This window comes from Vagococcus allomyrinae (genome assembly GCF_017829975.1).
In the GTDB taxonomy this organism is placed as follows: domain Bacteria; phylum Bacillota; class Bacilli; order Lactobacillales; family Vagococcaceae; genus Vagococcus_D; species Vagococcus_D allomyrinae.
In genome coordinates, this window is the sequence record NZ_JAEEGA010000014.1 from 19,187 (window position 1) to 32,616 (window position 13,430).

13 protein-coding genes are annotated in these 13,430 nt (G+C 40.8%); 4 read left to right on the forward strand and 9 right to left on the reverse strand.

Translation table 11 applies throughout. From position 1 onward, the window contains the following. Positions 1-14: 14 nt before the first annotated feature. The 3 genes from I6N95_RS18775 to I6N95_RS18785 form a co-directional block, all read right to left on the reverse strand. Positions 15-440 (reverse strand): NUDIX domain-containing protein, encoded by a 426-nt coding sequence (locus I6N95_RS18775; protein WP_209530880.1) that lies wholly within the window; start codon positions 438-440, stop codon positions 15-17. A 7-nt stretch (positions 441-447) separates the two neighbouring features. Further along, entirely contained in the window at positions 448-1,125 is a 678-nt protein-coding gene (locus tag I6N95_RS27195; RefSeq protein ID WP_245249701.1) for a YdeI/OmpD-associated family protein, read from the reverse strand. A 132-nt stretch (positions 1,126-1,257) separates the two neighbouring features. Beyond that, entirely contained in the window at positions 1,258-1,431 is a 174-nt protein-coding gene (locus I6N95_RS18785; protein WP_209530881.1) for a hypothetical protein, read from the reverse strand. Positions 1,432-1,696: 265 nt separating this feature from the next. Here I6N95_RS18785 and I6N95_RS18790 point away from each other — a divergent pair, with 265 nt between their 5' ends. Next, entirely contained in the window at positions 1,697-2,572 is an 876-nt protein-coding gene (locus I6N95_RS18790; protein WP_209530882.1) for a YitT family protein, read from the forward strand. A gap of 53 nt (positions 2,573-2,625) precedes the next feature. On the opposite strand, the gene I6N95_RS18795 is transcribed toward I6N95_RS18790, so the two are convergent. From I6N95_RS18795 to I6N95_RS18820, 6 genes are all read right to left on the reverse strand, one after another. Then, positions 2,626-3,300 carry a type 1 glutamine amidotransferase gene (locus I6N95_RS18795; protein ID WP_209530883.1) on the reverse strand — a complete coding sequence of 225 codons (675 nt, stop codon included), beginning with the start codon at positions 3,298-3,300 and terminating at the stop codon, positions 2,626-2,628. 1 nt (position 3,301) lies between these two features. Continuing rightward, the gene (locus tag I6N95_RS18800) at positions 3,302-4,645 is read right to left on the reverse strand and encodes a Mur ligase family protein (RefSeq protein WP_209530884.1); all 1,344 of its coding nucleotides are present in this window, start codon (positions 4,643-4,645) and stop codon (positions 3,302-3,304) included. A 240-nt stretch (positions 4,646-4,885) separates the two neighbouring features. Further along, positions 4,886-6,286 carry a TrkH family potassium uptake protein gene (locus I6N95_RS18805; RefSeq protein WP_209530885.1) on the reverse strand — a complete coding sequence of 467 codons (1,401 nt, stop codon included), beginning with the start codon at positions 6,284-6,286 and terminating at the stop codon, positions 4,886-4,888. A gap of 103 nt (positions 6,287-6,389) precedes the next feature. Beyond that, positions 6,390-6,929 carry an NUDIX hydrolase gene (locus I6N95_RS18810; protein ID WP_209530886.1) on the reverse strand — a complete coding sequence of 180 codons (540 nt, stop codon included), beginning with the start codon at positions 6,927-6,929 and terminating at the stop codon, positions 6,390-6,392. Positions 6,930-6,941: 12 nt separating this feature from the next. Beyond that, positions 6,942-7,997, reverse strand: coding sequence for a HAMP domain-containing sensor histidine kinase (locus tag I6N95_RS18815; protein WP_209530887.1), 1,056 nt, complete (start codon positions 7,995-7,997; stop codon positions 6,942-6,944). After that, positions 7,994-8,668 (reverse strand): response regulator transcription factor, encoded by a 675-nt coding sequence (locus I6N95_RS18820; protein WP_209530888.1) that lies wholly within the window; start codon positions 8,666-8,668, stop codon positions 7,994-7,996. Before I6N95_RS18820 ends, I6N95_RS18815 begins: the two co-directional genes overlap by 4 nt. Positions 8,669-8,806: 138 nt before the next feature. On the opposite strand from I6N95_RS18820, the gene I6N95_RS18825 reads away from it, so the two are divergent. The 3 genes from I6N95_RS18825 to I6N95_RS18835 all read left to right on the forward strand — a co-directional run bounded on the left by I6N95_RS18825 (position 8,807) and on the right by I6N95_RS18835 (position 13,417). Beyond that, positions 8,807-11,161 carry an ABC transporter ATP-binding protein/permease gene (locus I6N95_RS18825; protein ID WP_209530889.1) on the forward strand — a complete coding sequence of 785 codons (2,355 nt, stop codon included), beginning with the start codon at positions 8,807-8,809 and terminating at the stop codon, positions 11,159-11,161. Positions 11,162-11,174: 13 nt separating this feature from the next. Then, positions 11,175-11,531, forward strand: coding sequence for a hypothetical protein (locus tag I6N95_RS18830; RefSeq protein ID WP_209530890.1), 357 nt, complete (start codon positions 11,175-11,177; stop codon positions 11,529-11,531). 173 nt (positions 11,532-11,704) lie between these two features. Continuing rightward, positions 11,705-13,417 (forward strand): DNA-binding protein, encoded by a 1,713-nt coding sequence (locus I6N95_RS18835; protein ID WP_209530891.1) that lies wholly within the window; start codon positions 11,705-11,707, stop codon positions 13,415-13,417. The last annotated feature ends 13 nt before the right edge of the window (positions 13,418-13,430 follow it).

The following is a 13,430-nucleotide window of genomic DNA, read 5'->3' on the forward strand; positions in this document are numbered from 1 at the left end:
AAAGAGACGGCCAATTAGTTGGCCGTCTTTCTTTTGGCTGAACCTAAAGCCTCAAGGGCGTTAGTGGTGGTGTAGGTGAGCGGGTGCGGGAGCTGATCAAGAGGGAACCAACCGAATTCCGCCAGTTTATCTGGTTCGTTATTCTGAAGGTCGCCAGCTGTTATGACTGCTAAAAATGTCGGGCAAATAAAATGGGTCTTTTCAGTTTCGAGAATATGATTGGTTACACAAACTAATTGAATTAACTCAATCGAAACATTGAGCTCCTCCCTTATTTCTCGAATGGTGGCCAATTCAATGGTTTCATAAAGGTCGACTTTGCCGCCAGGTAAACTCCAGTGATCAGCATCGGGTGCTTTTTTTCTCAAGACTAGAAGCACTTGATTGTTTTTATTTAGGAGAATGGCGCCGACGCCTACCCGTGGTTCAGTTTGCTTCATCAGTTTCCTACCCCCTCTGAGCCTGTAGGTACAATTCCTTGCTTTTGTAGCCTAAAGCGAGGATTTTTTTCATTTCTTCAAAGCGTTTTGTTTGAGTGGCCTGTTGTTTCGCGCTAAAAACATAACGTGCCCAATTGCGTTGATAGCCAGGAGCTAATGTCTCAAAAAGCGTAAGAAGAGTCGGCTCCGCTTGCAACTGTTGTTGTAAGTGGGAAACGAATGACGTATAGTCTGCTACTTTTTGGCTTGTTGCTATTTTTTTGCGAATGGGTGTAAATTTAAGCCCAATGATGGTGAAGGTCTCATCGAGTTTGACCATGCGAGAAAATTTGAAGTCAGTTTTGCCAAGATAACCATCTCCCTGTGGGTCAATGGCTAAGGCAGGGAAAATCTCATCACGATGAACAGTGTTAGGATATGTTGGATTGCCAATTTTAGGATAAGCAACAAAGAGATAGCCATCTTTATTCATTGACAAGGAACTAGTCAAGCTGGTGATTTGTTGGATTAGTTCAGCTTTTGAATAGACAAAAACAATCACCAGATCTTCTTTACGATCAGTTAATTGATTGGTTAACTGAGTTATTTCCAGATCATCAAAATAATGATGATCTGCTGGGGCATTTAGGATTGTTTTGTTAGTATAGCGATTCAGGTTTAATTTTTCAACAATAGTTTGGACCATCTGGATACCTCATCTAAATTAGTGACTCCATTTTAGCATAATAGGAATGGAGAGGGTAGTGAAAGGAGTGGTAAAGACCATCCATTTCTAAACTAACACAGGGATTGCTAATCAACACCATGAATTGATCTTTTATGACAACCCCCATTCTAATACCACCGATTCATCATATTTATGAGCCATGTTTCTTTTTTTATCTGCTTGCATAATACGATTGATTTCTAACTGGGAGGTATCTATGCTGGTGAATTGGAGAAAACTATCCAATAAATTAGGGTTAACTTTTAAGTAGCATCGTTTAATCAAGGATGCTCGTCTTCTTCAGATATTGAGAGTTATCTGAAGTGGCTAAGTATTTTGATAGAAATTACAAATCATGTTATACTTAGCTTGCGAAAATGTCAGAAGGTTCGCGTGTAGCAGACACTAGAAGCCTAACCATTCCAGTGAGTGGGCTTTTTTAGTGTGTGAAAGTATGTCGATTTAAGGGAGAGAGGTGCGGATTTATCAGCATTTCTGTTCGCTTATTTTTTGGCAAAAAATTAATGAGTCAGAACAAAGGAGGTTTATGATGAATAAGAAGAATCAATTGCTATTATTCAATTTATTAAAAATTACGACAGGTGCCTTGATATTTGCCATTGCGGTTAACTCGTTTGCTTTGCCTAATAACCTAGGTGAAGGTGGGGTTACGGGCCTGACAATGATTCTTTATTATACTAACGGGATCTCACCTGCCTTAACGAATGTTTTTTTTAATACGATTTTATTGATCGTTGGTTATAAATTTTTAGACCGTGAAACGATTATTAATACTTTGTACGCTGTTATGGCCATGTCCTTTTTTTTGAAAATAACGGATCAGTTAGTGGTCGAAACAACAGAGGTCATCATTGCTTCAATAGCAGCTGGTGCTTTAATGGGTGTCGGCATGGGGCTGATTATGAAAGGGAATGGCACGACAGCTGGCAGTGCTATTTTAGCGAAATTAGCTAATAAATATTTAGGTTGGAATACCAGTTATGCCTTACTTTTTTTTGATTTGATTGTGGTCATACCCTCAGTATTTGTCATCGGTTTGGAGAGCATGATGTTTACCGTCATCTCGTTAGCTGTGTCGACTAAATTATTGGACTTTATTTTAGAAGGAGCTAACCCGAAGAAAACTGTCACCATTATTTCTGAAAAACATGAAGCAATAGCTGAAGCCATTAGCCATCAGTTAGCCCGGGGCATTACGATTATTGATGCCACAGGTCATTATCAGAAAAACGCTAAAAAAATGTTGTACGTGGTCATTAGTCGACAACAGCTATTACCCATTCAAAAGATTATCGATGAGATTGATCCATTGGCCTTTGTGATTATCAATGATGCACAAAGCGTAATTGGTGAAGGATTTACCCGCGAGTTTTTTGAGCACGAAGATAATCCAAATGAACTATAAAAAAGCCATCGGGGACATGTCCTCGATGGTTTTTGGTAATCCAGATAAACAACTTATTGGTTTAAATAATCTTTGCCGTATTTTTTGACTAAAGTTAAGTCAATGAGTCGTTTCGCTAAGTGTTCATTGCGAGCTAAGAGGGGCCCGTGGAAATAGCTGCAGAACGTATTTTTATAGATAGCACCTTCTGTTTGATCTTCTCCGTTGTTGCCATAACCTACTTTCACGACGCCTAATGGTCGCTCTCCTTTACCAAGGTAGGTTTTGCCATTATGATTTTCAAACCCTTCATAGCTCTCTTTGAAGGCCTCATTATAAATTTCCACATCGCCAATAAAGCGGTTGTTGTCTTGACTCAAGGTGTAATGGTCCAGTGCGCTAATACCAGGTATTTTTTCTCCATGAGCGCCCATATAATAATGACCTAACATTTGATAGCCACCACAAATCGCAAGCATCACACCTTCTTCCTCAATATAACGGGTTAAGGGCTCTTTTTTTGTTTGCAGATCTTTTGAGACGATCAATTGTTCAAAGTCTTGTCCTCCACCAAAAAACACAAAATCGTAATTATCAGGATGAAACTCTTCATAGACACTGATGATTTCTGATGTGAAGGTAACGCCAAGTTGTTTGGCTTGATAGGCTAACATAAGCATATTGCCATTGTCACCATATGTATTAAGTAAGTTGCCATAAAGGTGGCAGGCTCTGATTTCCAAACTCATCTTACATTCCTCCTTTGATATAGCCTTGGTTAGCTAATTCTTTGCGGAGTTGTAGCACCGCTGTATAGGTGGCTAAAATAAAGACCTGTTCAGTCGGTAACTGTTTGATTTCATCAATGATATGGATCAAACTGTCCACTTCTTTAATTTGCGACTCAGGAATGCCAGCGACTTTCATTCGCAAAGTCATATCTTTTCGACGAATGCCACCTGTTAACACTTGAGGAATACCCATTTCAGCGAAGGCTTCGTGGTTGCCATCCCAAATCCAACTGATGTCAATACCATCAGCTGAATTATCATTTAGCAAACTGACCAGTGAAAAGGGCTTTGGCGCTAATTCAATCATATCAATGACTTGATTGAGGCCGACTGGGTTTTTCACCAGTACGAGCGTACATTTTTTGCCATTAATGTCGATGACTTCTTGACGACCAAATATTTTTTCATCATAAGCTAAGCCAGCGCGAATTTTTTCAGGGGCGACGTGATAGTGCTCAGCCACAGCTGTTGCTGCCAACGCATTATAAACATTGTATAGCCCACCAACCTCAATGCTGTAGCGCTCATTATCGATGACGAACTCAGCAGAGGTATTGGTCATATTATCCAATAATGTTAGCTGGTAATCTAGGGGAGGGCGCTTAAAGTCACAATTTGGACAATAGTATTTCCCAAGATTGCTATACGTAATCATGTTGTAGTGAAGAATGTGATGACAGTTAGGGCAAACAACGCCATCCGTATTATAATGGGCCATTAGTTCGCTGTCATTTTCATGGTTAAAACCGAAATATTCCCGTTTATTCACCGTTTCTATTGAATTGAATATCGGCAGATCGCCATTGGCTAAAATCGTGGCCTCTGGTGCCTTAGCAGCGCCATCGACGATTAATTGATAGGTAGTATAAATTTCACCATAACGATCCATTTGGTCACGAAAGATATTCGTGAATAAAAACAACTTTGGCTTAATGTGTTCAGTCACTTTGCTTAAGCTGGCTTCATCTATTTCCAAAACGGCAAATTTTTTCTGTCCTCGTTTATTTTTGGCTGAAAGAAAGGTTGAAACAATTCCCTGGGCCATATTGGCGCCCGTAGGGTTTGTTAAGACATTATCAAACTCTTGTTTTAAAATATTAACCGTTAAAGCGGTCGTCAGAGTTTTACCATTAGTCCCTGTTACGACGATGACCTCAAAATCTTTGGCTAAACTATCTAAAATATTAGGATCAATTTTTAAGGCGAGCTTTCCTGGTAAACTACTGCCACCTTTCAGAAAGGTTTGTAAAAACCATTGACTTGATTTTCCCACAAACGTGGCTAACTGACTTTGTAAGGTCATTCATTATTCCTCCTGCTTACAATGAAAACTTAATTTTATATCCAGTTCATCATACCATAAATTTTGCTGTTTTTTAATGCTTTTGCTATGAAGGAAAGGCAGTCTTAAGAAAAAGACTATTTTTAGCCTTTTCTTATTGACTGATGCCCCCGATATTTGTTGTGAAATAGGGGAAAAGCAAAGCGAGTCCCTAGCATTTGATAGGGACCCGCTTTGATTACTTCTGATTGAATTGGACACTTAGCCAATAATAATTTTTTCAGTGGGATAAAGATAACCTTTATCTTGCATTTCTTTAGGAACGAAAAGCATCAAGGTATAAAGCATGCCAACTCTCCCAATAAACATCAAGGCAGCGATAATGATTTTACCAGTGACCGAAAGATCACCGGTAATCCCCATTGAAAGACCAGTGGTTCCGAAAGCTGAGGCGACTTCTACTACTATTGAAATAAGTGAATGTTTTTCAGTTGCCGCTAGGGTCATCACTGAGAAGAAACACATTAATAAGGATAAGTTGAAGACGACGATGGCTTTTTTGATATCTTCTTCTGAAATTCGTCGCCCAAAAATACTAATTTTCTCTTCGCTTTTAATAAAGGAGAACATGTAGAGCACGACAATGGCGACGGTGGTCGTTCGAACCCCACCGCCGACGGAGCTAGGGCTACAGCCGATAAACATCAGGGTCGAAAAGACTAAAAGTGTTGGCGTCTGAAAATCCGTCAAGCTGTTCATCTGCAAGCCGGCGTTGCGGGTCGTCATGGAGTAGAACATAGACGTAATCCATCGGTGACTCTCTCCCATATCAGCAAAGAGATGCTGCCGTTCTAGTAAGTAGATCAACAAGGTTCCGATGATAAACAGGATCAGAAAGGCGCCGATCGCTAATTTGCTGAATAGAGAAAAGCGAAAAGGATAACCCCGCCGTTTCTTTTTGAAAAAGAGCCACTCTTTCATTTCCATAATAACTGGAAAGCCGATACCACCAATAATGATCAAAATAATAATACAGATGATAAAAAAATAATCTTCAGCATAAGGCGTTAGCGAAGCGCCTGTCACATCAAACCCCGAGTTAGTGACTGCTGATATCGACTGATAGAAGCCGTAAAAAATGGCATCTCGAATGGTGGCGTGATGGTTGGAGAGATAAAAATGAACGGAAAAAATTCCGCCAAATATTAACTGAATCCATAATAAAATGGCTAAAGTGGTTCGAATTAGACGGACAATTCCACTTAGTTTAGGTTGGTTCATATCGGTCATGATTAGTTGACGTTGCTTTAAAGAAATTTTTCGCCGAGAGACAATAAAGAAAAAGGTGGAGACCATCATGATTCCCAAGCCACCAACCTGAAAAAGTACTTCAAGGAGAATGACACCTCGATCATTAAACACTTCATTAATGTTGAAGGTACTGAGTCCTGTGACGCTTACAGTACTGATGGCCATAAAAAGATCATCCAGTAGGGTGGTGTGAACATCAGCATGTCGAAAAAAAGGTAATTTTAATAGAACAAAAGAAATAATGGTTAAAATGACATAATAAATCACGATTAATTGAATACTGGATAGATGCGTGGAGAGAAATCGTGCAAAATCACGCTTGTATCCATAAAAAAAACGACGTTTGGCCATGTTTTTGGATCCCTTTCAGTAGTTGCTTCATTAAGTATATCATTTGCGTAAAAAATGGCAATTGGAATCAGAAAAAAGTCGCCAAATAGTCAGCGACTTCGTGTTACTCAATTGCCTCAGGGAGGGTACTCTCTTGGCCATCTTTTAGCCGAAACAGCTCCTTTAAGAAGAAATAAGGAATAAATTTTCCCGCCTCAGATAGAGCCAATACTTCTGCTTCTGTTGCCCAGCGAGCAGCTTGAACTTCACTGATTTGAAGGGTCAATTGGTCAGGAGTAATCTCTTGATAAAGCATCCAATAATCGTCAAACCCTTCGGAAACACTTACTGTCAGGCGTGGCCGCTGGTTGGACAAGTCAATGTTTACCCCTAATTCTTCAGCGACTTCGCGCTCAGCTGCTTGTTGACTGGTCTCACCTTGAAGTGCAGAACCAGCGGCAGAGAGATCCCACATATTTGGAAAACCAATTTTATCAGCTTGGCGCTGTTGAATCAGCAGTTGGTTTTGCTGATTAAAAATACAGACGTGAACGATCAAATGATAGCAGTCTTTTCCTAAAGGAGTTCCTCTTAGATGGCTCTTTCCTGTTGGATTGCGATGGTGATCGTATAGATCCCATCGTTCAGTTATTTTGCTTGGCATTGGAATATCTCCTTATTTTTTTGGTAGGGTAATGGTAAAGGTGCTGCCTTTATCAGGGCTGCTAGTAAGCGTTATTTGGCCGCGACACAAGGTAACAATCCGTTTAACCAAAGAGAGGCCAAGTCCATTGCCTTCAATTGCGTGGGAATTATCCCCCTGATAGAATTTATTAAAGACTAGTTCTTGGGTAGCCTGATCCATGCCGATTCCCTGATCACTAATGACGACCATTACCTCTTGACCACGATCAATCAACTCTACGGTGATGGAACTGTTTGGTGGTGAGAACTTAATGGCATTATCAATCAGGTTAATCCACAATTGTTGTAACAGCTCATCGCTGGATTGAAGCCAACATTCTGCTAAGGTCAGGTTAAAGGTGATCTGTTTAATTTGCCATTTAGGTTCTAACAGTAAAATAACTTGTCGCAATTGTTCAGCCAGTTGAATGCTGGTTTTTTGAGGCAATATTTCAATGGTTTCAACTTTTGACAGGTTGAGTACATTGGTTGACAAGGAAGTGAGACGGGTGGATTCTTGAATGATAATGTCAATGTATTTCTGGCGATCTTCCTCGCTAATCCCCGGATCTTTTAACAATTTGGCAAAGCCTTGAATCGAGACAATCGGTGTTTTAAATTCATGGGAAAAATGATTGATAAAGTCACTCCGCAAGGTTTCAATCCCACTTAATTCCTTGGTCATCCGATTAAAACTGTGGCTTAATTCAATCAATTCATATGGCGCCCGTTCGTAGTGTAGGGTGGTCTCTAAGTCTCCATTGGCTACCTGATTGATGGCGTTAATCGCCCGCTTAAAGGGGTGAAGCATTTTATGACTGAACAGAGCCGTTAGCATGGTTCCCATTAAAATGCTGAAAATAAAAATAATGATAAAGGGACCAAAAAATCGATATTGGTGGGAAAAGCGGGGAACAAAGGCGATTAGTTTTGTTTTAGCTAAAATCAATACGACGCCCCCGATAATGATAAAACAGCTGATCATCATAAAAAAAACAAAAAAGACAAGGCCAACGGTTAAGGAGAAACGACTCTTTTTTTCTTTCATACGTGTCGCTCCGCCTTATACCCTAGTCCGCGAACAGTCAATATCGAAAATTCTGGAAACTCAGCAAATTTTTCTCTTAAACGATTGATGTGAACATTGACAGTGCGAGCGTCGGTTTCGCTATCATATCCCCAAATATCATCCATGAGTTGCAGACGTGTGAAGATTTTACCTGGGTAAGACAATAATTTGAAGAGCAACAAGAATTCTTTTTGAGGCAAGTTGATAATTGTTTGTTCCTTTGTAACTTGCAATGAGTCAGCATCGATTAACACGTCCCCAAGCATGATGCGATTTTCAGCAACAATTTGGGAGCGACGCAGTAAGGCGCGAATTCGTAAAAGCATCTCTTCCTCATCGACCGGTTTGGTCATATAGTCGTCAGTGCCAACTAAAAAGCCTTTTTTCTTTTCACTAGGGGTTTCTTTAGCCGTGACCATCAAGATAGGCAATTGATAATTGGCTTGTCTTAAAGCATCAGTCAATTGGTAACCGTCCATTTCAGGCATCATAATATCGACTAAAGCCAAAGCGATTGCTTGCTGACCGATAATGGTCATGGCCTCCTTGCCATTATTGGCAAGGACGGTTTGAAAGCCGTTGTTTCGTAAGTATATGCTCATCAGTTCTTGGGTATTAGGGTCGTCTTCTACGATTAAAATTGTTTCCATGTGGCGCTCCTTTCAGTTTCTGGATTAAGAGAGTCTCAGACTTTAGTCTGAACTTTTGATCATTAGTGGTGTTGTTAACATTGAGTTTACCTTAGCAAGATAAACTCAATGTTAACAACAGTTGGAAGGATGATCGTCATGTTAGAACTTAAAAATATCTACAAACATTATACCACTGGAGAGTTTACACAAACAGCTCTTGCTGGGATTAATCTAAAATTCCGCAAAAGTGAATTTGCGGCTATCTTAGGCCCCAGTGGCTCAGGTAAAACGACCTTACTTAATATTGCTGGTGGCTTGGCTCAATATGATGAAGGGGATTTACTGATCAATGGCCAATCAACGACTACCTTTAAAGACGCTGACTGGGATGCTTATCGCAACAACAGCGTAGGCTTTATTTTTCAGAGCTACAATTTAATTACTCATCTCTCTGTCATGGACAATGTCATGATGGGGATGGATCTGAGCGGGGTGGCCAAAGGGGAACAAAAAAGTCGCGCGTTAGCCGTTTTAGAACGAGTCGGCTTAAGAGATCATCTCCACAAAAAGCCCAATCAATTATCAGGAGGGCAAATGCAGCGGGTGGCAATCGCTCGTTCCTTAGTGAATGATCCAGACATTATATTAGCTGATGAACCAACAGGGGCGTTAGATACGAAAACCAGTGAACAAATTATGGCGCTGATTGCCGAAATTGCTCACGATAAGCTGGTGATCATGGTGACCCATAATCCTGAATTGGCAGCTGAGTATGCCACGCGCACTATTGAATTTCGTGATGGTCAAGTTGTTCATGACTCAGCCCCAGTGGAAGTCTTAGAACCGACCCATGATTATCAGATGCGTCGAACCAGTATGAGCTTTTGGAATGCCTTAAAGCTTTCTGGCAAAAATATCACCACCAAAAAATGGCGAACAGGTTTAATCGCCTTTGCTTCAAGTATTGGGATTATTGGCATTGCCCTCGTTCTTTCACTGTCTAATGGCTTTGATAAGCAGATTAGTTCTGCTGAAAATGACACGTTGTCCGGTTACCCCATCACCATTTCCAAGGTGGCCACCAACACCAGTTTTGGCCCCAGAAGATTGGGAACCGAAGAGACGACGGAAACTGAAGACCGTGATAGTCAACTGATTTATGCAGATAAAGGCGCTGAAGAAGAGCCTCATGAAAACCAAATTAGTCCAGCTTTTTTGACTTATTTAAGTCAATTGACTGATGAGCAAATTTCAGGGATTAATCGAGGGTATAATAGTGGGCTTAATTTGGTCAGGCGACAGGCAGAAACCCAGGTTGTCAATCAAGACACGATTGGTTTTGCTAGCTACCCGACGCCTAATGGCAGTGATCAACAAGGATTTTTAAAGGAAAACTATGATTTATTGGCTGGCGCTTACCCGAAAAGTGAGGACGAGCTAATTTTAGTTATTGGTGAAAATAATCAATTGAGCAGTGAATTGCTAGTGTCCTTAGGGTTTGCCGAGGATGCTCAGCTAACATTTGATCAGTTAATTGGCTATCAGTTAAAAGCCATACCAAACGACGAGTTTTATCAGCCAGCGGGGGCCTATTTTAAAGCAATTCAAGGGGAGGAACAACTGAAGGCAGCCTATGAAAAACCGTCAGCAAAATCCTTAAAAGTAACGGGCGTTATTAGAGGGAAGGAAGATTTGGAGATTGCCGGTTTAAGTGAAGGCCTAAAGTATGCTCAGGAATTTGCCACAGAGATGATTGAGCTGGCCCAAAATTCAGCGATTGTCAAAGCGCAACAGGAGGCCGATTATAACGTGTTGACAGGTGAATCCTTCACCACTGAAGCCAGTCAGCCTGAATCTGATCACCGAATGGGCAGCGGTGCCTCTCTATCGGCAGCGGTTAGTTCGATTACCAAAGACCAGCTATTAACCAAATTTGGTGACAGCGATAGTCCGGAGTTGATTACTATCTACCCGAAAGATTTTGCGACAAAAGAAGCCGTGTTAACCTACCTTGATGATTGGAATAAAGGCAAGTCTGAAAGTGAGCAAATTGAATACAATGACTTGGCAGCCACGCTGACGTCTTTAATGGGCAGTGTCTTAGATGCGATTACGATTGTGTTAGTGGCCTTTGCCGCTATTTCACTGGTCGTTTCGTTGATTATGATTGGCATCATCACATACATCTCAGTCATGGAGCGGACGCGTGAAATCGGCGTTTTAAGAGCTTTGGGGGCACGTAAAAAAGATATCACTCGCGTATTTAATGCCGAAACCTTTATTATCGGGACCTGTTCAGGAGCCTTGGGAATTGGGATTGCCTACCTATTGACCATACCGGTTAATATAGTCTTAGAAAATCTGACGGAGATGGCTAATATTGCCCAATTAAACCCTGTTCACGGACTGTTACTTGCCTTGGTAAGTATCGCCTTGACCATGTTAGGCGGGATGTTGCCAGCTAGAATGGCAGCTAAAAAAGACCCAGTTGAAGCGCTAAGTGCAGATTAGGAGACCGGTGAAGATGACCAAAGAAATGTTATTATTAAAGGAATTAAAATCCGTTGTATTAGGAGTAGAAGGACTAGTAGTGGAGCAAGAGATTGATGATCCGGGGATGTTTATCGAGCACTACTATCAGCAAGAAGAAGTCTTAGCGGAGATTAAGGGGAAACTCTTCGACTATTGTCCAGCCAGAAATGCGAACAAAAGCCAATGGGGGGTGCTGGTTGAACGATTAAAAGTCATCATGGAAGAACGGGAACAAGCCTTGTTAGCTTTTTACGATTGGGGTAATCCTGTTGCTTTATTTATGGAAAAAGCGACCACCCTAACCACTTTAAAGACCGAACTGATGAGTGTTCCGACAGAGTCGTTATAAAACTGGTCTTTAGACGGATTGTGTTATCCATCTAAAACCGCTAAAATAAACTCAAGTAGCTGAAATTTGGACTGCTTGAGTTTTTTGGTGGCCCCATGACCTGCTAAAGTTTTTTGATTGTTGGATTTTTGCTGGAGGCAGGGCATGTAGTAGATAGAAGGAGGAGACTTATTGTGTTAAGTCAGTTAGGTATTAGCAGTATTTTATTAGCGATCATTATCGGCAGTTATGTGGTAAAAAAGAAAGGCTCCCTCAACAAGCGGCAATGGCAATTATTAATCGGCCTGTTAGTCCTGATCACTGTAGTCAACAGTGTCTATATTTGGGTAGTGTTGCCGAGTAAGTCTTTATTTAATTATTTGATTACCAACATCGTCTTAGGGGTATTAGGCGTTGGAGTGGTTTTTCTGATTAACCAAGTTGACGAACTGGTGATTGACCACAAGTCGCGTTTAGGCAAACAAATTGCCTTTTTGATCATCAGCTTTGTGCTATTGATTGGGGCTTCAGTGGGTTATGATATTTACAGTAAAAAACAAGTCTATGGCACGCTGAATTTGGTGGCAGGAACAGATACACCAGAACTTGACAAGCAAGATACCCCTGTTACCATCCCACCCAAAACAGTTCGCAATAAAATGAAAAAATCGATGAATCAATTCGAAAATCAACAATATTACAATTTAGGTAATCTACAAGTTCAAAAGGTTAATGACGAAGTGGTCTATATTGCCCCGCTGGAATTTAAGGGTTTTTGGCGCTGGTTGAAAGGTGGCGCTTCTGAAGGCTATTTAAAAATGTCAGCGACCGATGTTTACGCGCAACCTGAACCAGTGAAAACGGATATGACGTATATTCCTAGTGCTTATTTCTTTAAAGATGTGGAGCGAAAGATTTATTTTGCAACAGCTACGTATAAATCAATTGGAGAGCCACAGTTGGAAATTGCTGATGATGGCCACGCCTACTATGTTCAAACGCTCTACAAACCGCGGGGGATTTCGGAAAATCCTAACTATCGCAAGATGAAAATTGCTGTTTTAGACACCGTTAATGGAAAAGTCGAGGTTTATGACTTAGAAGATGTACCGTCCTTTATTGAGGCGCCGATCTCCCCTGAAATGGCAAGCGAGATGAACAGCGTATACGGAAAATATGAAAATGGTTGGTTGAACAGTCGAATGGCCAAAAAAGGGGTTAAGTTAGCCACTGAAAATGGAACCGAAGATGACGTGACGCCAATCTTTAATGAAAAAGGCGAAATGCTCTATTTCACTGATTTTACCTCGCCTTCTAGCTCTGATGATTCGGCGATTGGTTATTCCTTTATCAATGCTCGAACTGGGGAAATTACCTACTATAGCAAGAAGAATATGATGGACAGTGAAGGTTTGATAAATTTAGTTGACCTTGTTTTTCCTGAGAAAAAGTTGGAAGGCAATATGCCATTGCTCTACAATATTGATGGCGTGCCAACATGGGTTGTTTCAATGCTAGATAAAAATGGTATCTTTAAGAAAATCGCCTATGTTAACGCCACTGATAGTGATATTTTGGCAATGGAAGATACGGTTGACAAAACCTTGCAGACCTATCGCTTAAAATTAGGCGAAAAGAAGACAAATGTCAGTGCGACCTCAGAAGTCAAAGAAGTTGAGGTCAGTGGCAAAGTCGCTCGTATGACAGCTCCAATGATGACAACAGAAGCGACCATCATTAAATTTGTGTTGGACGATGGTGTTGTCTACATCGTTAATGAGAACGATTATGAAGTTGCTGGCTTTTTGGAAAAGGGTGACCAAGTAACTTTTGTCGCTAAAATGGTAGATGATCAGGTTCAAGGCTATGTTGAGAAGTTTACCATTGAAGGCTTTGAAGTAAAATAAAAGACGAAAAAGA